Origin of the sequence: Corynebacterium aquatimens (assembly GCF_030408395.1) — a bacterium.
Taxonomy (GTDB): Bacteria; Actinomycetota; Actinomycetes; order Mycobacteriales; family Mycobacteriaceae; genus Corynebacterium; species Corynebacterium aquatimens.
In genome coordinates, this window is sequence record NZ_CP046980.1 from 1,433,685 (window position 1) to 1,454,000 (window position 20,316).

Annotated in this window: 14 protein-coding genes; 6 read left to right on the forward strand and 8 right to left on the reverse strand. The window is 62.2% G+C overall.

Annotated elements, in window-relative coordinates; translation table 11 throughout:
* Position 1 precedes the first annotated feature (1 nt).
* From serA to CAQUA_RS06510, 3 genes are read right to left on the reverse strand one after another with little or no spacing between them, the layout of a single operon-like run.
* Entirely contained in the window at positions 2-1,585 is a 1,584-nt protein-coding gene (gene serA, locus CAQUA_RS06500; protein WP_196823998.1) for a phosphoglycerate dehydrogenase, read from the reverse strand.
* 59 nt (positions 1,586-1,644) lie between these two features.
* The gene (locus tag CAQUA_RS06505; protein ID WP_196823997.1) at positions 1,645-3,384 is read right to left on the reverse strand and encodes a DUF262 domain-containing protein; all 1,740 of its coding nucleotides are present in this window, start codon (positions 3,382-3,384) and stop codon (positions 1,645-1,647) included.
* A gap of 17 nt (positions 3,385-3,401) precedes the next feature.
* Entirely contained in the window at positions 3,402-4,259 is an 858-nt protein-coding gene (locus tag CAQUA_RS06510; RefSeq protein WP_196825541.1) for a cation diffusion facilitator family transporter, read from the reverse strand.
* 383 nt (positions 4,260-4,642) lie between these two features.
* Between CAQUA_RS06510 and CAQUA_RS06515 the strand changes: the two genes are divergently transcribed.
* Complete coding sequence (locus CAQUA_RS06515) at positions 4,643-5,167, forward strand: hypothetical protein (RefSeq protein WP_196823996.1); 525 nt, start codon at positions 4,643-4,645, stop codon at positions 5,165-5,167.
* Positions 5,168-5,359: 192 nt separating this feature from the next.
* Positions 5,360-5,890: a hypothetical protein gene (locus tag CAQUA_RS06520; protein WP_196823995.1), complete on the forward strand. Its 531-nt coding sequence runs from the start codon at positions 5,360-5,362 to the stop codon at positions 5,888-5,890.
* 212 nt (positions 5,891-6,102) lie between these two features.
* Here CAQUA_RS06520 and ilvC read toward each other — a convergent pair whose 3' ends face one another.
* The 3 genes from ilvC to CAQUA_RS06535 are packed head-to-tail and all read right to left on the reverse strand — an operon-like array spanning position 6,103 to position 9,564.
* Positions 6,103-7,119: a ketol-acid reductoisomerase gene (ilvC, locus tag CAQUA_RS06525; RefSeq protein WP_196823994.1), complete on the reverse strand. Its 1,017-nt coding sequence runs from the start codon at positions 7,117-7,119 to the stop codon at positions 6,103-6,105.
* Between the two features lie 57 nt (positions 7,120-7,176).
* Complete coding sequence (gene ilvN, locus CAQUA_RS06530; protein WP_196823993.1) at positions 7,177-7,704, reverse strand: acetolactate synthase small subunit; 528 nt, start codon at positions 7,702-7,704, stop codon at positions 7,177-7,179.
* Positions 7,705-7,716: 12 nt separating this feature from the next.
* A complete protein-coding gene (locus tag CAQUA_RS06535; protein WP_231375761.1) occupies positions 7,717-9,564 on the reverse strand; it encodes an acetolactate synthase large subunit in 1,848 nt (615 codons plus the stop codon).
* Between the two features lie 363 nt (positions 9,565-9,927).
* Here CAQUA_RS06535 and CAQUA_RS06540 point away from each other — a divergent pair, with 363 nt between their 5' ends.
* From CAQUA_RS06540 to CAQUA_RS06555, 4 genes are all read left to right on the forward strand, one after another.
* Complete coding sequence (locus CAQUA_RS06540) at positions 9,928-11,733, forward strand: mechanosensitive ion channel family protein (RefSeq protein ID WP_196823991.1); 1,806 nt, start codon at positions 9,928-9,930, stop codon at positions 11,731-11,733.
* A gap of 65 nt (positions 11,734-11,798) precedes the next feature.
* The gene (locus CAQUA_RS06545) at positions 11,799-12,407 is read left to right on the forward strand and encodes a PH domain-containing protein (protein WP_196823990.1); all 609 of its coding nucleotides are present in this window, start codon (positions 11,799-11,801) and stop codon (positions 12,405-12,407) included.
* A 12-nt stretch (positions 12,408-12,419) separates the two neighbouring features.
* Complete coding sequence (gene ilvD, locus CAQUA_RS06550; protein ID WP_196823989.1) at positions 12,420-14,276, forward strand: dihydroxy-acid dehydratase; 1,857 nt, start codon at positions 12,420-12,422, stop codon at positions 14,274-14,276.
* A gap of 45 nt (positions 14,277-14,321) precedes the next feature.
* Positions 14,322-15,554 carry a glycosyltransferase 87 family protein gene (locus CAQUA_RS06555; protein WP_196823988.1) on the forward strand — a complete coding sequence of 411 codons (1,233 nt, stop codon included), beginning with the start codon at positions 14,322-14,324 and terminating at the stop codon, positions 15,552-15,554.
* Between the two features lie 42 nt (positions 15,555-15,596).
* Here the strand turns inward: CAQUA_RS06555 and CAQUA_RS06560 are convergent, their stop codons facing one another.
* Both CAQUA_RS06560 and gatB read right to left on the reverse strand, forming a co-directional pair.
* Positions 15,597-18,653: a DoxX family membrane protein gene (locus CAQUA_RS06560; RefSeq protein WP_269208568.1), complete on the reverse strand. Its 3,057-nt coding sequence runs from the start codon at positions 18,651-18,653 to the stop codon at positions 15,597-15,599.
* A 145-nt stretch (positions 18,654-18,798) separates the two neighbouring features.
* Positions 18,799-20,298 carry an Asp-tRNA(Asn)/Glu-tRNA(Gln) amidotransferase subunit GatB gene (gene gatB, locus CAQUA_RS06565; protein ID WP_196823987.1) on the reverse strand — a complete coding sequence of 500 codons (1,500 nt, stop codon included), beginning with the start codon at positions 20,296-20,298 and terminating at the stop codon, positions 18,799-18,801.
* Positions 20,299-20,316 lie beyond the last annotated feature (18 nt).

Genomic DNA, 20,316 nt, shown 5'->3' on the forward strand with positions numbered 1-20,316 from the left:
ATTAATCCAGGTCGAGCTGGTGGCTCTTCGCGTCGATGGAGGCGGCGATCTGCTCTTCCAGGTTAGCCGGAATCTCGGACTCAACGCGCAGGATCAGGTACGCGCCGTCGCCCTTGGACGCCTGGGTCAGGGCTGCAGCCTCAATGTTGATGCCAGCCTGGCCCAGCTTGGAGCCGACCTCGCCCAGAGCGCCCGGCTTGTCGGTGTAGCTGAGGAAGAGGTTGCGGCCCTCGGCACGCATATCCAGGCCACGGCCGCCGAGGCGGACAAACTTCTCCACGCGCTCCGTGCCGGTCAGGGCGCCCTCCAGCGTCACGGTGTCGCCGGTAGCGGACGCAACCTGCACCTCAAGCGAGGAACGGTGGTCGCGGGACTCGCTGGACTTCGCGGAATCAACCTCAAGGCCGCGGGCTTTGGCAATTGCCGGCGCGTTGACAAAGGTCACCGGCTCCTCCACGATGCCGGAGAACAGGCCGCGCACAGCGGACAGGGTGAGGGTGTCAGTCTCTTCCGTAGACAGCTCGCCGCGTGCGGTCACGCGAACGGACACCGGAGCCTCCTCCAGCAGCTTGCCGGCAACCAGGCCGAGCTTGCGGGACAGATCCAGCCAGGATGCGACTTCCTCACCGACCTGGCCACCAACGACGTTGACAGCGTCCGGAACGAACTCGCCAGCCAGTGCCTTGAGCACGGAGTACGCAACGTCCGTACCCGCACGGTCCTGCGCTTCAGCCGTGGACGCACCCAGGTGCGGGGTCACAACGACCTCATCCAGGGCGAACAGCGGCGAATCGGTGCACGGCTCGGAAGCGTAGACATCGAAACCAGCGCCACGGATCGGGCCGTTGGTAATCGCGTCGGCAAGCGCCTGCTCGTCGACAAGCCCGCCACGCGCAGCGTTGATGATGATCTGGCCTTCCTTCGCCTTCGCCAGCAGCTCAGCATTGAACATGCCCTGCGTCTCTTTGGTCTTGGGCAGGTGGATGGTCACGAAGTCAGCGCGGGAAACAAGCTCTTCCAGCTCCACGAGCTCGACGCCCATTTGTGCGGCACGAGCCGGGTTCGCGTAGGGGTCGTACGCGATGATCGTGGTCTCAAACGCAGCCAGGCGCTGGGCGAAAAGCTGGCCGATGTGACCGAAGCCAACGATGCCGATCGTCTTGCCAAAGATCTCCACACCCTTGAACGAGGAGCGCTTCCACTCGCCGTCGCGCAGAGTCGCATCAGCCGCCGGGATCTGGCGCGCGGTGGCCAGCAGCAGAGCGATCGCGTGCTCACATGCGGAGTGGATGTTGGAGGTCGGGGCGTTGACAACCATCACGCCACGTTCAGTCGCGGTCTCAATGTCCACGTTGTCCAGACCCACGCCCGCGCGGCCCACGATCTTCAAGTTCGGAGCGGCTTCAAGCACTTCCTTATCGACGGTCGTCGCAGAGCGAACCAGAAGCGCATCCGCCTCCGGTACTGCGGCGAGCAGCTCGGGGCGGTTCGGACCGTCTACCCAACGCACCTCCACTTCAGAACCGAGCGCGTCAACTGTAGATTGCGCAAGCTTGTCAGCGATAAGGACGACGGGTTTGGACACTTCGATCCACTCCTTAAAATTAGCGTGTTTAATGCGATCGGGTTGATACCCTGCAAAGACTAGCGCACCGGCTTGTCCATTGCGTATTCGATCATCCCGCGGAAACGCGTCAGGCGATCGTCGAAAAACGCCTGCCAGTTGGAACTAAACAGGTATTCGGGCACAAGCTCGTGCGTGGAAAGCAGTGAATCAAATTCCTCATCCTCCATGATCGCCTTCGACTGGAGGCGCGACAGGTAGCGCTTCGGGTCGCCGCCTTCCATCACCGCTTCGGTCCGGCGCCCCAAAGGCGTGCGGTTCAACACGGAATGCGCTAGGCGATCATCCACGCCGTTGGCGTGGCAGAACTGCGGCGGGAACACCGGGTAGAAGCCGGGTTCGAGCTCATCCACCGTCGCGGCGTCAAAAGCCTTACCCGTGCGCCAATCCAGCGCGCCGCGCGCCATGAGCAGCGCGAACAACCCGCGGTAGATCCCCGAATCCTCATCAGCGCTAAACAGGCTCTCCGTGGTGCACTCCGCATCCTGGATCGTCTTCGGCACATCCTCGGTTTGTCCCACCGCCCAGTCCGTGACCTGGTCCACGTCTGTGCCCGCGCGTATCGACGGCGCGTGCGCCCCGTAGAGCTCCCCAAACACGCCGCTCCAGAACCAGCAGTTGACACGGTCAATCGCCGTGGTGTCGTCCCCAGTCAACACACCAGCATCCGTCAAACGGGCAAGAATGACCGCCAGTGGAACGAGCTGCGCCGTGTACGGCACCTGCTCCACCGTGAAAATGCAGCGCTCCTCCAAAAACTCCGCGGCCTGGATGAACGCATCACGCATCCGGTCTGCTGCCCACAGGTAATCCCCCAGCTTAAGATTCAAGATGTCACCGCGGTGACCACGCGCCGGGCCATTACTACTGCTCACCAGAAGCGAGACCGCGCGCAGGAAATCAATCCTGTCGATCTTCGCCAGCGCGGGTCGGGCGTAGAGCTCCTTCGCAATGGCTTCCCAGTGATCCAGGAGGATGAACTGCGGGTCCTCCAACGCGAAGCTGGCGGTGAGCAGCTCAAAGACGTCCATCTTGACCCCGGCACTATTGGCCTGCGCAAAGACCTGGCCCACACCGATCTGGGACGTCCGGCGGTCCAAGCGCGTCACCGGAATGGTGTATCCGGCCAGCGGTCGCACGATACGGTTGTGGAATTCCTTGATCTGCTCACGCAGCTGCGCATCACTGCATGCCGCTGCCATGTCGAACAACAAGTCCGAACCCTTGTCCCCCAGCAAGGAATTCACAGGCACCACGCGGTGGCGGATCATCGCCTCACGGTCAAACAGCCCGCCCTCAATCTCCGGCCCGAAGTGGGACCGCACGATCCCATCCGTATCCACCGCGAAAACGGCTTCCTCCGGCATCGGGTCCGTCGACACCGCCGCAGCCACGTCCACGTAAAAGTGACGCTTGATGCGCCCGCCGCGGAAGTCAAGCACGTCCACCAAGCCATCGCCACGGAACGCGCGGTACAGGGATGCGAGCCTATGGTGACCGTCGAGAAGCAAAAGCCCTGGCTCCGCGTCCGTACTGGGGGCGCCCGGTAGGGGCCGCGGCCTGAACCGTGGCTCCACCCCACGCGTGTCCAGCGCCAAGAACGCGCCGACGGGGTAGCCACGCAGCACGGTGGAAATCAGCGCTCGCGTGCGATCAACATCCCAGATGTATCCCCTTTGAAAATCCGGGAGCTGAAGTTCGCCCCGCTCCGCGCGCGTAAAGAGATCTGTCAGTGAGTAACTCGGCGTGGTGAAAGCCATGGCACCAACTCTAAGGTCTACTGGCCAGGCTCGCAGAACGTCTCGTGCGCGGAGTGCTCTGGGCGCTCGATCTGAATCGTCGCGTGGGCGATTCCTAAGGCGGTGAGCCGCTCTTGCGCTAGGTCAAGCAGCCTAAATGGCTCAGCGAGCCGGGTAATCAAGTGCGCGGTGCACAACGCGTCACTCCCGTTGGTTGACCACAGGTGGAGATCATGCACGGCCTCGACCCCGCTTAGCCCTTCCAGCTCTTCTTGCACCTGGCGCGGGTCAATGCCCTCAGGTACCTGCTCGAGCAACACGCTTGTCGACGACTTCAGCAATTGCCATGCACGCGGCACCACCAGTGCCGCAATCAAAAGCGAAGCGATGACATCCGCTACCTGCCAGCCAGTGAGCGCAATCACCCCACCAGCGATGATCACCGCAACCGACCCGAAAAGGTCCACTATCACATGCAGGAAAGCGCCTTCGACGTTGAGCGATTTTTCCCGCTGCGCGTTTAGCACCCACGCGGACGCGACGTTAGCGATCAGACCGACCACCGCGACGATGATCATCGTGCGCGTGTCCACTTCCGCGCCCGCACCAAACCGCCCGAAAGCCTGGTACACAATCCATACCGACACCAGCAGCACCGTCGCCGCGTTCAGCGCCGCCGCAAGCACCTCAACCCTGCGGTAACCATAGGTTGCCCGCGCCGACCTCACCCGGGAACCGATGAACACCGCTATAAACGCAATTGCCAACGACGTTGAATCCGACAACATGTGCATCGCATCCGCCATCAGCGCCATCGAACCCGACAGCCAGCCACCGACCAGCTCCGCCACGAACACCACCGCCGTAATCGCCAGCGCCGTGCCCAGCGCCCACATCGGCGCGTCATGATCGTGGGCATGATCGCGTCCATTGCCGTGGGCATGATCGCGTCCATTGCCGTGGGCATGACCATGCCCGTGCCCATTCCCGTGAGCGGCCCGACGACCTCTCCCCTGGCTTCTCGACGCGTAATTGTGTTCAGTCATGGTCACTATTCTATGACACTTTGGCTCTTAATGACAACGTATTGAAAACGTGCTTCGTGTCGATTGCGGCATTGCGCTGCGAAAACACCGCCGCCATGGACGTCCCCGACGTGGTTGCGGAACGACACGCCGCGATAGTGGACCCGTGAACGTTGTTACTGTGGCTTCAGTGTTGCACCGACTTGGTGCACCTGACGTTCAAACGAACAAATTATTTAGAAAGGCTCATAACAATGGCTGACAACCGCATCCCCCGCGATCCGCAGGACCCGAACCTCGACAACCTTGACAACCTGGACGTTGACGGCGCTGACCGCATCGGCCACGGCGAGCGCGTTAACAACGACGAAGTTATCCGCGACCCGGAGACCCGCGTTGAGCGTGTCGAGCCCGTTGAGCGCACCGAGTCCCGCACGGCAACCACCGGCGGCTCCACCGTTGCCGAGGAGAGCGACAACAACGGCGGCTGGTGGAAGTGGCTGCTCGGCCTTCTGGCTCTGCTGCTGCTCGGCTTCCTGATCTACTCCCTGATGAACAACAACAACGGCGAGTCCGACAACACCGAGACCGTCACCGAGGAGTCCATCACCGGCACCTCCACCGTCCAGGTCACTGAGGAAGAGACTGTTGCTCCGGCTGAGCCTGCTACCCCGGCTGAGGGCGAAGCACCGGCTGAAGACGCAGAACCGGTTGAGGCTCCTGCCGAGAACCCGGCTGCTCCGGTCGAGGAAGCTCCCGCTGAGGCTCCGGTCCAGTAATACTTGGCCAAAGCCCGCGGCCTAGCGCCTAATCACGGCGCGGCTCCGCTTGCTATTCGCCCCGTACCCCGTCATCGGGTGCGGGGCATTGCACATTATCCCCCAGCTTGAGAAGCAATCTGCGGCGCCCCTCTTTCGCCGTGCCGATCGACGACAAATACCGATAAATACCGACAAAAAGAAGGACACACAATGAAGAACACAAAGATCATCGCAACAACCGCTGCTGCTGCCCTAGCACTTGCTGGCCTGAGCGCGTGCTCCAACGACGACGCAACCGATGGCACCGCCACCGAAACCAGCTCTGTGGAGGCCACGGAAAGCGAAACTGTCACTAACACTGTTACGCCTAGCGACGAAGCTTCAGCCGACAGCCAAGACGGCGCCACCACCGGTGCCGGCATCAACCAGACCGAGCTCGACGAGTGGGCGAAGGATGTCCTCGGCTTGGGCCTCACCCAGCAGTTCGGCGACGCCGCCGAAGATCCGAACGCACCGACCGCTGGCGCCAGCGTCCGTGCGGTCACCGTGGAAGACGGCACCCTGTTCCTCACCACGAACCTCAACACTGAGGCCAACGAGGGCCTCGGCGACGCCTCCACCCTGGCAACCCTGTTCGGTGACGCCCTGAAGAACAACCCGCCGGCATGGGGCGACAAGATCAACAAGCTCGTCGTCCAGGATCAGGCGCAGACGCCGATCAAGGAACAGGACGTCAAGTAGCCGAGCTGACCTTACCCCATGACGCTCTGTGAAAACGTTTGCGTTTTGCTCGCGCCAAACCCTCGTTTTCCCAGGTCAGTTTTCCTTGCAGCGGGAAATCATTAAACGTTTTCACAGACCCCGGGGCAGCGGGAAGCCGATAAAAGAAGAATTGGCCCGAAACCGGCGAATCTACCGGTTCGGGCCAATTTTTTGATTTGGGCCAGCTGGGTTTAGTGAGCGGTGTCGTCGAGCGGGTTCTTCACCCAGCTCATCATGTCGCGCAGCTTCGCGCCGGTGGTCTCGATCGGGTGCTTAGCAATGTCGTCGCGAAGGCCCTCGAGTTCCTTGTTGCCGCCTTCGACGTTGGCGACCAGGCGGCGGGTGAACTCGCCGGACTGGATGTCCTTGAGGACTTCGCGCATGCGCTCCTTGGAGCCCTCGTCGACAACGCGCGGGCCGGAGAGGTAGCCACCGAACTCAGCGGTGTCGGACACGGAGTAGTTCATGTTGCCGATGCCGCCTTCGTAGATCAGGTCGACGATGAGCTTCAGCTCGTGCAGGCACTCGAAGTAGGCCATCTCCGGCTCGTAGCCAGCCTCGGTCAGAACGTCGAAGCCGTTCATGATCAGCTCTTCCAGGCCACCGCACAGAACAGCCTGCTCACCGAAGAGGTCGGTGACGGTCTCTGCCTCGAAGGTGGTCGGGATGACGCCGGCGCGAGCACCACCGATTGCGGCGGCGTAGGACAGAGCCAGTGCCTGGCCGTTGCCCTGCGGGTCCTGCTCAACGGCAATCAGGCACGGAACGCCCTTGCCGTCGACGAAGGTGCGGCGAACCAGGTGGCCCGGGCCCTTCGGCGCAACCATGCCGACAATGATGTTGTCGGCCGGCTCGATGAGCTTGAAGTGGATGTTCAGGCCGTGGCCGAAGAACAGGGCGTCACCCTCGTTGAGGTTCGGCTCAATGTCGTTGGTGAAGATCTCTGCCTGGGAGGTATCCGGAGCCAGGAGCATGATCACGTCGGCCCACGCTGCAGCGTCAGCGTTGGTCTTGACATCGAAGCCAGCTTCCTTGGCCTTCTCTGCGGACTTAGAGCCCTCACGCAGACCAATGACTACCTCAACGCCGGACTCGCGCAGGTTCTGTGCGTGAGCGTGGCCCTGGGAGCCGTAGCCGATGATGGCCACCTTGCGGCCCTGGATGATGGACAGATCTGCATCGTCGTCGTAGAAGACTTCAATAGCCATGAGAGGGGTTCTCCTTGTTTCGGTTCGTTGAACGGTAATCGATTATGCCAGCACGGGTTACTTGCCAGGGGACAGGGTCTTGGCGCCGCGGCTGAGTGCTACGCGACCGGACTGGACGTACTCGCGGATGCCGAACGGCTCGAGCACATCGAGGAACGCGTAGAGCTTGCTGGTTGTACCGGTGGCCTCAATGACCACGGAATCCGGGGCAACATCCACGACGCGGGCACGGAAAATGTTGGCTGCGTCGACCACCTGGGGGCGGTTGGAGTTGTTCGCGTTGACCTTGACTAGAAGCATCGACCGGGCGATCGTGCTTTCCTCATCGAGGCGAAGGACCTTGAGCACCTGGACGAGTTTGTTCAGCTGTTTGGTGATCTGCTCGATAGCGTGCTCGGAGGCATCCACCACCACGGTCAGGCGCGCGATCCCTGGGGTCTCCGTTTTTGCGGAGACTAGGGATACCAGGTTAAATCCGCGGCGGGTGAACATCGCGGTCACGCGCGTGATGATGCCGTCGACGTCTTCGACCAGCACCGAAAGGACGGAGCGCGTGACGTCATCGTGTTGTTGTTCTGCGTACATTGCTCTTCTCCCCTACTTGTCGCTGTCAGTGGTGTGTGCGTCGGCTGCGTCGGCTGCGTCGGTCAAGCCGGGCTCATCGCTGGCGTCCTGGACGGACTTGTGGATTTCGGCGGGTTCTTCGCCGGCTTGGGTCTCTTCGTCGAAAAGCGGGCGCAAATCGCGCGCGTACTGGATTTCAGAGTTCGAGCTTCCGGCGGAGATCATCGGCCAGACCTGGGCGTCTTCGCCCACGACGAAGTCGATGACGACAGGCTTGTCGTTGATCTCGCGAGCGCGCTGAATTGCGGGCAAGACTTCCTCTTCTTTGGTGACGCGGATTGCGACGGCGCCGAGTGCCTCCGAAAGCTGGAGGAAGTCCGGGATGTAGCTGCTGTCTTGGTGGAGCTTGGTGTGGGAGTAGTTGCCGTCGTAGAACAGCGTCTGCCACTGGCGCACCATGCCCAGGTTGCCGTTGTTGATCAGGGCGATCTTGATGGGGAATCCCTCGACCGCGGCGGTGGTGATTTCCTGGTTGGTCATCTGGAAGCAACCATCACCGTCGATGGCCCAGACTTCTTTCTCCGGGCAGGCGGCCTTCGCGCCGAGTGCGGCGGGCACGGAGTAGCCCATCGTGCCCAGGCCACCGGAGTTGAGCCAGGTGCGTGGGTGTTCAAAGTCGATGAACTGGGCGGCCCACATTTGGTGCTGGCCAACACCAGCGACGTAGACGGCCTCAGGGCCAGCTTCTTTGGACAGGGTCTCAATGACGAACTGCGGGGACAGCGACCCGTCCGACTGGGCCTCGTAGCCGCGCGGGAAGCGGCGGCACAGGTCACCGAGGTATTCCATCCACGGGCCGATCTCCGGTTTGTGGAGCTTCTTGGAGTGTTTGAAGGAGTGAAGCAGGTCCCGTAGAACCTCGCGGGCATCGCCGACGATCGGGCACTCGGCGTTGCGGATCTTGCCCACTTCTGCCGGGTCGATGTCCGCGTGGATCACCTTTGCATCCGGCGCGAAGTGCTCCGGGTCGCCGGTAACGCGGTCGTCGAAACGCGCGCCGATGGTGATGAGCAGATCGGCCTTCTGCAGCGCGGCAACAGCGGGAACCGTTCCGTGCATACCCGGCATACCCATGTTCAGCGGGTGGCCGCACGGGAAAGCGCCAAGCGCCATCAAAGTGGTCACCACGGGAACACCGGTGAGCTCAGCGAACTCGAGGAGTTCCTTGTGCGCGCCCGCTTTAATGATGCCGCCGCCGGCGTAGATCACGGGACGCTCCGCCTCAGCGATCATCTTGGCGGCCTGCGCGATCTGGCGGTTGTGCGGCTTGATCGTCGGCTTGTAGCCGGGCAGGTCCACGACGGGTGGCCACTCGAAATCAAACTCAGCGTTCTGGACATCTTTAGGGAAGTCCACCAGAACCGGGCCGGGGCGGCCGGTGGAAGCGATGTGGAATGCGGCTGCCAAGGCAACCGGGATCATCTCCGGTTCCTTGACCATGATGTTGTGCTTTGTAATCGGCATCGTGATACCGCGGATGTCTGCCTCCTGGAAGGCATCGGTGCCCAGCAGCGAGGAACCAACCTGGCCGGTGATGGCAACGATCGGCACGGAATCAAGGTAGGCATCGGCGATCGCCGTGACCAGGTTCGTCGCGCCCGGGCCAGACGTTGCCAGGCACACGCCGACCTTGCCGGAGGCTTGGGCGTAGCCCACCGCAGCGTGGCCAGCGCCCTGCTCATGGCGTACGAGCACGTGGCGGAGTTTCTCCGCGTTGTACAACGCGTCATACAGCGGCAAGACAGCGCCGCCAGGTAGACCGAAGATGAGGTCTACGTCCAGGGCTTCGAGGCTGCGGACAATCGCGTCCGCGCCCGTCATGCGCTCAGAGATCTTGGGACCCTTGCCGTGCTTGGCCGGCTTGTCCTTTTTATCGTGCTTCGTATCCGCTGACACCGTCTACATGCTCCTGAGGTAGGGACTGTACAAAGAAACCCCCGGCCAGTCACTGTCCGTGCTGTCGAGGGCGCGTTGTGGTTTCCGACTAGGTGTAGCCGCTACGGCACGCGCCGCGACTGTACTGCTACTAGGTCGAAAATGATCACGGCGTAAATAATACACAAGCCAGCAAGAAACCCTCATATATAGGGCACGATTGGGCCGTGCCTATGCTTTTCCTCCCCGCAAGCCGGAAGGATCACTACAGTGTTTTTCCAGGCAGAAGGCGTTATGCTGTAGCGCATTATGCCTTTTTCCCTCCTCTTGGATCACCTGTGGCGCTGGTTAGCCGACACGGGTGTGAACATCGCCATCCTCATAGTCATCGCTTTGCTCATTCCGCGCGCTGGCCGTTTGGTCAACCGGATGATGGAGCGCAACGTTCAAAACAGCGTAGACTCCGATGACGCGAAATCCAGGCTGGCCATTACCGGCGTGGTCGTGTACCTCGGCCAGGTCGTTGCCTTCTTCATTGTGCTGGTGTTCTTCCTGCAGCAGCTCGGCTTCTCTCTCGCCGGCGCAGCGATCCCGGCCACTGTTGTCTCTGCCGCCATCGGTTTCGGTGCACAGTCCATCATCGCGGACTTCCTGGCAGGCTTTTTCATCCTGACCGAAAAGCAGTACGGCGTTGGCGACTGGGTCTCGTTCCAAGGCTCCGGCGTGGACGTGACCGGCGATGTCATCCAGATCACCATGCGCTCGACCCAAATTCGCCAAATGGATCACTCGACGGTGACCATCCCCAACTCCACCGCCGCGGTGTGCATTAACGCCTCCAACGTATGGTCACGCGCGCTGGTCATCATCCCGGTTCCTCTGCTTGGTTCGCGCAGCGCCGAGGAAGTCCTTGCCCGCACCGAGCGCGCGGCACGCAAGGCCATCGCAGATCCAGAAATCAACGAAACGCTCGTCGGCGACCTCATTGTTCAACCGGCACTTGACGTTAACCCACCCGCCACCGTGGGCATGCCGTGGACCGTGGACATGCGCATCATGATCCGCGTCAAGCCTGGTGACCAGTGGGCCGCCGAGCGCGCCATCCGCGTCGCGGTCCTCGACGAATTCTGGGAGGAATACGGCTCCGCCACGACGGTCGATGGCACGCTTGTCGACGATCTGGATCAGGCGTTGGCCGGAGTAGCTGTTAAGGAGTCGTCGATAAGCGATGAAGGCTCCCCTGAACTCGCGCGGGTGGTGAGCCGCGCCGACGACTCGAAGGTGTCGAAGGAAGACACCCCGACGGAGTACTTCCGCCCGGTGTTTGCGCGCAACAACGGCAATTACTTTGAGAACCGCGAGATCAAGGAGCTGGAAGAACTCTCCGCGCAGGACAAGCAGCAGCCGGTGCCCTACAACGACGGTCCAGGCGCCGATCCGGCAGCCCGCAAGAGCTCGCCGCGCAGTGAAGACGAAGCGGCACGCGACGCGGAAGAATCCCCGGAGACCGCCGCGTTCAGCCCGGATGGTGAGCCGCACGAGGAAACACCGCAACCAACGAGCACCCGACGCTTTGCGACGCTGGGTGGGCGCGTGCGCGCCTCAACGATGGGTCTGCTGGTGACGTTCGTTGGCCTTTTGATTCTGCGCGGGCTGATGTACTCCGACGCCGAGGAAGGCGCAGGCGTACTTGCTCCCCCACGCACACAAAGCTCGACGGAGGCTCCCGAACCGCTACCCGAATCGGAGCCAGCGAACACCGCCCCCGCGGAACCCGTCGTGTCCCAATACCCGCCGACCACCGGCAACTACCCTGACGGCCGCCAAAACAGCGGCGCCAACAGTGGGAACAACAATGGGACCAACAGTGGGGCTAACAACGGGTACAACCAGCAGAACCAGCCCCAGAACCAACAACAACCGAACCAACAGCAGAACCAGCAGAACCAGCCCCAAAACCAGCAGCAACCGAACCAACAGCAAAACCAGCAGAATCAGCAGAATCAGCAGAACCAGCAAAACCAGCCCCAAAACCAGTCGCAGGACCCCGCTGGCGGCGCGGGCCAGAACCAGATCCCGCAGCAGGTAAACCCCCAAGTCAATCAGAATCAGTAGGTTTAGCTCCCCGATTCGCCACCGCGAATAGGCCCGTACCGCAGGTCTCCTATAGCATGACACCCATGACTTCGACGGACACGCCTGCTGCACACACGGAAGGACGCACCTTTGCGCCGGACCGAACGCACCTGGTGGCGGTGTTCTTCATGGTCGGAATGGCGCTGATCGGGATTTCCTGGGCGCCGTTATACCTCGGGTGGATTCTGATCTTCCCGGTGCTGTTCATCATCTGGGTTTTCACGGCGAAAACCCACGTGAGCGACGCCGGTGTGGACATCACATACCTGTTCAAAAAGAACGTCCACATTGACTGGGACGATTTTGAGGGCGTGAGCTTTAGCCGCGCGAGCGCGAACGCCACCACTACAACCGGCGCGCAGTACCCCATGCCCGGGGTCACGTTCAATTCCCTGCCGGAGCTCTCCGAAGCCTCCAACGGGCGCATCACCGACGTGATCACCGGCGCCGCGGAAGCCGCCGACGGCATGATCGAAGTCATTGATCACAACGGCGACGGCGTACTCATGACCAAAGAGGAATACGAACGCCACCTCGCTGCCACTGGCCGAGCCAGCGGCGACGAGAATAGCACCAAGAGCAGCACTGACAAGAGCAGCACTGCTCCGAAAAGCAGCAACACTACAGCCACGAACCAAAGCAACAACGATTAAGGAGTGACCTCTGTGTCCAACGCGATTCCGCTTCGATCCCGAGTCACCACCGTCGGTAGGCAGGCCGCCGGCGCCCGCGCCCTGTGGAAGGCCACGGGCACGAAGGACAACGAGTTCGGCCGCCCGATCGTAGCGATTGTTAACTCCTACACTCAGTTTGTGCCGGGCCACGTCCACCTGAAGAACGTGGGCGACATCGTGGCCGACGCGGTGCGCGAAGCCGGCGGAATCCCCAAAGAGTTCAACACCATCGCCGTGGACGACGGCATCGCGATGGGCCACAGCGGCATGCTCTACTCCCTGCCCTCGCGTGAAATCATCGCGGATTCGGTGGAGTACATGATCAACGCCCACACCGTGGACGCAATGGTGTGCATTTCCAACTGCGACAAGATCACGCCAGGCATGCTGAACGCCGCGATGCGCCTGAACATCCCGGCCGTGTTCGTCTCCGGCGGCCCGATGGAGGCCGGAAAGGCCGTCGTTGTTGACGGCGTTGCCCAGTCGGGGGAAAAGAAGACCAACCTGATCGACGCTATCGCCCACTCCGCCAACGACGCGGTGAGCGATGAAGACCTTGATCGCATCGTCGAATCTGCTTGCCCCACCTGCGGTTCCTGCTCCGGTATGTTCACCGCGAACTCGATGAACTGTCTCACCGAGGCCCTTGGTCTCTCCCTTCCGGGCAACGGCTCCACGCTGGCGACCCACACCGCGCGCCGCGCCCTGTTTGAGCGCGCCGGTCACGCGGTCATGGACGCAGCAAAGCGTTACTACGGTGAGGGCGACGAGTCCGTTCTGCCGCGCAACATCGCTACCCGCGACGCGTTCCGCAACGCCATGGCCCTGGATATGGCCATGGGTGGGTCCTCCAACACGATTCTGCACACCCTCGCCGCGGCGCAGGAGGGCGAAATCGACTTTGATCTCAAAGACATTGATGAGCTGTCCCACGAGGTCCCGTGCCTGTCCAAGGTGGCACCGAACGGCACTGCCCACATGGAAGACGTCCACCGCGCCGGCGGAATCCCCGCCATCTTGGGTGAGCTGAACCGCGCGGGCCTGCTCAACACTGATGTTCACTCCGTGGCCTACCGCAGCCTCCAAGAGTGGCTCGATGACTGGGACATCCGCGGCGGCAAGGCTATCGACGACGCCCGCGAGCTGTTCCTCGCCGCGCCGGGTGGAGTCCGCTCCACCGAAGCGTTCTCCCAATCCAACCGCTGGGATTCCCTGGATACGGACCCGGTCAACGGCGTGATCCACGACATTGCCCACCCGTTCAGCTCCGACGGCGGCCTGGTGGTCCTGCGCGGCAACCTCGCTGAGGACGGCGCCGTTTTGAAAACCGCCGGTGTGGAACAAGAACTCTGGGAGTTCTCCGGCCCCGCCCGCGTGGTTGACTCCCAGGAGCAGGCGGTGTCCATGATCCTCAACCGCGAGGTCCAGCCCGGTGAAGTCGTGGTCATCCGCTACGAGGGCCCAGCCGGCGGCCCCGGTATGCAGGAGATGCTCCACCCAACGTCCTTCCTCAAGGGCGCCGGTCTGGGCAAGGTGTGCGCGCTAATTACCGACGGCCGTTTCTCCGGCGGCACCTCGGGCCTGTCCATCGGCCACATCTCCCCTGAAGCTGCCCACGGCGGCCTGATCGGCCTTGTCCGCAATGGCGACACGATCACCATCTCGGTCAATGACCGCAAGCTCACCCTTGACGTCGACGACGACGAATTGGATCGTCGCCGCGAGGAAATGGAAAACTCCGACACCCCGTGGACGCCGAACCGCAACCGGTACGTCACCAAGGCCCTCCGCGCGTACGCGTCCATGGCCACCTCTGCTGACAAGGGCGCCGTGCGCGAAGTGAAATAGTCGCGCGAATACCTGTTCGCCTGCCGAAAGGATCCGTCGATAAGCATGAGCTCCTCACGCTTCGGTACGTTCCCCCGTTCGACCAACGCATCCCCGCAGGCGTACAAGGGCCTCGCGGTAGGCTTGATGCTGCTGAGCGCCCTGCTCGCGGTCATCACGTTTGGCCACATCGTTGCCCTCGCCCACCGCGAGACGCTTCTCGACGTCGGCGTATTCCGCGATGCCGGCCGCGCCTTCCTTGACGGCGCACCCCTGTATGGTGAGGACTTCCCCACCCGCAGCGGCTTCGCGTTCATTTACCCGCCTTTTGCCGCGCTTTTGTTCGTGCCGCTGACCACCACGCCCGAATTTGCGATGGACATCATTTGGTCTTTGTCCATCATCGGCTGCGTGTTCCTGATCTTAGGCATGGCCTGCCACCGGATGGGCCTGCGCCCGTGGTGGATGTGGGCCGCGGGGCTCACCGGATTCGCGATGAGTTTCGACCCCATCTACATGAACCTGCACTATGGGCAGATCAACATCTTTCTGATTCTGCTGGTCGCCATGGATGTTTTAGGCTACACCCCGAAACCCATCCGCGGACTGGGCATTGGGGTCGCGGCCGGGATCAAGATCACTCCCGCTGCCTACGCCGTCATCTTCCTTGTGCGCAAGGATTGGTGGTCCGTCGCTCGCGCCGCTGGCTTCTTCCTGCTCACCGTCGCGATCGGCTTCGCCGTGCGCCCCGGCGCCTCGAAGTACTTCTGGACCGAGGAGTTCTTTGCTACCGACCGCGGCGGCGCCCCCGGCTATCCGCCCAACCAGGGCCTGTCCGGCCTGCTCGTGCGCGGCGGCTTGGACGCTGACACGGTCGCCAGCTTCAGCCCGCTGATCCTTCTGATCTTCGCGGCACTGTCGATCTACATCGCCTACCGCCTTGAACAACACGGCCGCCGCGTGGAATCCCTCCTCGTTGTGGTCTTAGGCATCGCCATCGGCGGCCCGTTTGCCGTCTCCCACCACTGGGCCGGCGTGGTCTTGGTCCTGCCTGTCATCCTGGCCGTCAAGGAACACGGCATGCGCCTGCTGCTCATGCTCTTCGCTGGCGCCATCATCGCCCCCGCATACAACCTCTACGTTGAGCAGGACTCCTACCACTTCTCCTGGCCCCTGTGGCTTAACGGCAACCTCATCGGCATCACCGGCCTGGGCATCATGGTGGCCTACTTCGTCCTTGTGACCTGGTTCCTCGACACCCCCAACATTAAAAAAGCCTCCCCGCCAGTCACATCGTGACTAACAGAGGAGACTCTCAACTAACCCGAGACTATCCAGCGCCTACGCGAACGGGTTCACGCCGGTACCAAACCACCACAGCAGAACCACACCGGCAATGCCCACGACCGCGCCGATCCAGGAACTTACCAGTGGCCGTTTCGCCCATCCACGCGCGAAGTCCACGCCGTAGCGGCCAGGCCCAGTGAACTGAATCGCCAGCGACAGGCCCAAAAGCACCAGACTCAGCCATACCGTGGAATCCCACGCGAAGAGGTTCAGCCCAGTTCCTGCCGCTGCCCCCGCGTGCAAAGCACCGAAGCCCGTGGCTATCGTCGCCACCGCCGCAGCCACTGGCGTCACCAGACCGATCAGCAGGAACACACCCGCCGCGAGCTGCAACGTCGGCACCGCCACCGCCAACACATCCCCCATCGTGTACCCGTTGTACGCCTCCCGCAGGCCAGCCAGTCCCTCCGAGTTACCCAGCCCGAAGAACGCACCCAGCGCCAGCGCGGTCAACGTCCCACCAAGCACGAGCCGCAGCAGCAGCAAACCAAAGTCAAGCGTTCCGCGCCCCGGCGATTCCACCACAGGAACTTCCCGCACCGGCTCCGCTTCTGGCTCCGGCAGAATCTCCACCGGCGCCGCCTCACCAGCAGGCGCCGGCGCTAACTCAGGCGCAGCAACGAGCTTTTGCTTATCGACGCCCTCATCACCCGCAACCTCCGACACCACTGCCTTCGGTGCCGTCGGCGCTTCGACCGGAGCCGTCTCGACCTTTACGTTTTCAACCTCAACTGGCTTGACCTCAACCGTCTCCGCCTGAACCTGCTTGGGCTCAGGCTTGACTTCAGCCTTCTTCGGCTCCGGCTTCACCTCGGTAGTCTTTGCCGCTTGCTTTTGGGCGGGTTCCTTCCGAACCGTTTTCTTCTTGGGTTCTACCCGAGCAATCTCTTCAGTCTTCGGCTCAGCCTGTGCGCCCTCAGACGCAGTGTTTACCGACTTCCGAGCACCAACAACCTTCTTCGGCTCAGCCTTCTTGACGTCAGTCTTGGCTTCAGCAGTCCTCTCGGCCGCGGCCTTGGCTGGCTTCACCTGAGTCTTGGCTTCGACAGTCTTTGTTTCGGTCTTCTCGGCCGCTGCTGGCTTCTCCTCAGTCTGGGCCGCCCGGGATGCAGCCGCTGCGGCAGCAGCCGTTGCGGCTGGGGTCTTCGGCTTGCCCAGATCGTTCTTGGTCGCTTCCTCTTGCGCGTCGGATTTGACCTCAAGCTTCTTCACCGAAGGCTGCTGGTTGTCCGCGTCTTTCGACTTAGTGTCGTGATCGCGCGGCGTTTCTTCTTCCTTAGCCGCCTGAGCCTTAGTCGGTTCGAACTTAGGCTTTGCCGTTTGTTCCTTAGTCGGCTCAGACTTTGCCGTTTGTTCCTTGGACGGTTCGGCCTTCGCTGATTCAGGCTTGTCAACAGCAGTCTTAGCAACCTTGGCCTTAGCAGCCGCAGAAGCGTTAACTTCTGGTTTCTTCTGTTCCGGTTTCTTCTGTTCCGGTTTCTTTTGTTCCGGTTTCTTTTGTTCCGGCTGCTTCACTTCCTGCTTGACTTCAGGTGTTTTAGCCTTCGGCTCATTCGCTTCTGCCTTGGTCGGCTGCTTGACTTCCGGCTTAGCGCTCGCCTCTTGAGCTTGAGCAGGCTTCTTAACGTCAGCCTGGGTCGCCTTCTTCACCTCGGTCTGAGGTTGAGCCGGTTTCGTCGGCTCAGGCTTCTTGGCTTCTGGCTTCTCGGGCGCGGGGGTTGGCGTCGGCGGCACCGACTTCGGAACCGGCGTCGGTGCAGGAACCGCACCAGCGCGAGGGGCTGGAGTCACGGAAGGTTTGGGAGCTTCCGGCTGCGGGGTACGCTTAACCTCCGGCTTCACAGCTGGCTTAGCTTGCGGCTGCTCTGCCTGTGGTTGCTGGCGCTGAGCGTTCGAAGGGCGCGGAGCCTGAGTTTCCTGCGGAGCTGGACATGAGGGCTGCACGGCCAGCCTTTGCTGCTTGGAGCGTTGGGCTGCGTTCTTCTGCTCAGCGGTACCCTTCCCTGGTTCAGCTGGTTGGGAAGGAAGGATCTCTACCGGAGCGGCCTTACCGGTACGCGCATAGATGTCACGCGGACGCGGTTTGCGTTCGGTTTTCTCGCCGAACAAACGACGATTCATCGGATCCTTAGAAGGCGCATCCTTAGCGTCGGTCTGTGGTTGAGCTTGCGGCTTGACTTGAGTCTTAGGCTCGGCTTGATTCTTAGGCTTGGCTTGAACCTGGGCTTTGGCCTGCGGGGTCTTGACTTGCGGAGCCTTGTTAGTTTCAGGCTTCGCCTGCGGAGCCTTGTTGGTTTCAGGCTTCGCCTGCGGAGCCTTGCCGGTTTCGGCCTTGGCCTGCGGGGCCTTCTCGGGCTCATTCTGAGGTGCGGTCTTGGTTACCGGCTGAGCCTTAGCCTCAGGTTTGGCGTTGGTGGCAGGTTTCGCTGCTTCGTCTGCCTTTTGCTCGGCTGGCTGAGTTTTGGCGTTTGTCGGCTGAGCGTTTGGTTTTGGCTTATTCGGGTCAGCCTTACGCGGTGCCGTGGTCGCCATTGGGACCCGCTTAGCGGGGTCGGCGTTCTTTGGCGCTTCCTTGCTTGGGGTGTTGCTCGCGTTCTTCGCATCGCTCTTGGCCGCAGTCTTGGCTTTGCCAGAGTCGTAGGTCGGGACGTCGAGATCATCGAGATCGTCGAGATCCTGGGTGACCGATGCCGCGGGTTTGGTTTCCGGTTTGGCGGGAGCCTTGGCCGGAGCCTTGTCGGCCGCTTTGTCGGCCGGTTTGGCGGGAGACTTCGCCGCAGGCATGTCGGCGGGCTTCGCGGGCGAAGCGGGCTTCGGGGTGGTGCCGGGTTGGGCGAGTTTGGGGGTGGGGGCCTTCGGGGTGGCGGGGATCTGCTCGGTGGGTGGCTCGTCGGTGGCGGGTTTTCTCGCCTGGGGAGCGTTGGGGGTAGGCGCTGTTGGCTTCGGGGGCGTTGGGGTGGGGCGGCTGGGCGGTTGTGGGGTGTTTACCGCGGGTGAAGGAGCGTCGTTTGTGCGCCGACCGAACCTGCCGAAGAAGCCTTTTTTACTCATAGGGATAATTTAGGCCAGCGGGGTGGTAGATCGCCTGACCTGAGTCGGCGTGGCAGTCGGTTTTGTCGAAACAGGATAAGGGCGGGTGCGGTCCTTAAGTAGGGAGGAACGCACCCGCCCCGTGGCGGTGAAGGAGGTAACGCGGTTACGCGAGCTTGCGCGCGATGATCTCGTTGATGGACTTCGGGTCCGCCTTGCCCTGGGTGGCCTTCATTACGGCGCCGACGATGGCGCCGGTCACCTTCGTGTTGCCAGCCTTGTACTTCTCAACGATGTCGGGGTTGGCCGCAAGGGCCTCGTCGACGGCGGCTTCGATGGCGCCATCATCGCGCACGACCTCAAGGCCACGCTGTGCGACGACCTCGTCCACGTCCCCTTCACCGGCGATGACGCCGTCGATGGCTTGGCGGGCAAGTTTGGTGGTGAGCTTGCCTTCCTTGACCAAGGCGACCAGGCGGGCGACGTGGGCTGGGGTGACGCCGAGGGCGTCGAGGTCGGTGCCGGCTTCGTTCGCCTTGCCAGAGAGGTAGGACACCCACCACGCGCGGGCTTCATCCGGGGTAGTGCCAGCTTCGACCGTGTCAACCACGAGGTCCAGAGCACCCGCGTTGACCATGTCGCGGAACTCCTTCTCAGGCAGTTTCCACTCCTCCTGAATGCGGGCGCGACGGACCCACGGGAGTTCCGGAAGGGTTTGGCGGATCTCCTCCACCCACTCCGGGCGGGCGATGACCGGCGGCAGGTCCGGGTCGTTGAAGTAGCGGTACTCGCTCGCTTCTTCCTTCGGGCGCCCCTTGGAGGTGCTGCCGTCCTTTTCCTGGTAGTGGCGGGTTTCTTGCACGATGGACCCGCCGTCGTCAAGTACTTGCGCTTGACGCTGCATTTCAAAGCGGACGGCCTGCTCAACGGATTTGAGCGAGTTGATGTTTTTGGTCTCCGTGCGGGTGCCAAATTTCTCCTGGCCAATCGGGCGCAGGGACACGTTCGCGTCGCAGCGCATCGAGCCTTGGTCCATGCGGGCATCGGACACGCCCAGAGCCTTGACTAGCTCCCGCAACGCGCCCACGTACGCGCGGGCGACTTCCGGGGCACGCTCGCCCGCACCGATGATCGGCTTGGTCACGATCTCAATGAGGGGAATGCCCGCGCGGTTGCAGTCCACCAAGGACGCCGTGGCGCCGGTGATACGGCCCGTGGCGGAACCAAGGTGGGTCAGCTTGCCAGTGTCTTCCTCCATGTGGGCGCGTTCGATTTCCACGCGCCACTCCGTGCCGTCGTCAAGCACGACGTCCAAGTAACCGTCGTGCGCAATCGGCTCGTCGTACTGTGAGATCTGGTAGTTCTTCGGCTGGTCCGGGTAGAAGTAGTTCTTGCGCGCAAACCGCGAGCTCTCGGCGATCTCGCAGTTGAGCGCGAGGCCGATCTTGATGGCCCACTCCACGCCCTTGGCGTTGACCACCGGCAGCGCGCCCGGCAAGCCAAGGGACACCGGATCGATGTTGGTGTTCGGCGCGGCGCCAAAGTGCGCGGACGATGTGGAGAACATCTTCGTCTCCGTCGCCAGCTCCACGTGTACCTCGAGGCCCATCACTGGGTCGTACTTTTCCAGCACCTCGTCATAATCCATCACATCAATCGCAGTCATGCGCACCAGTGTATTAGC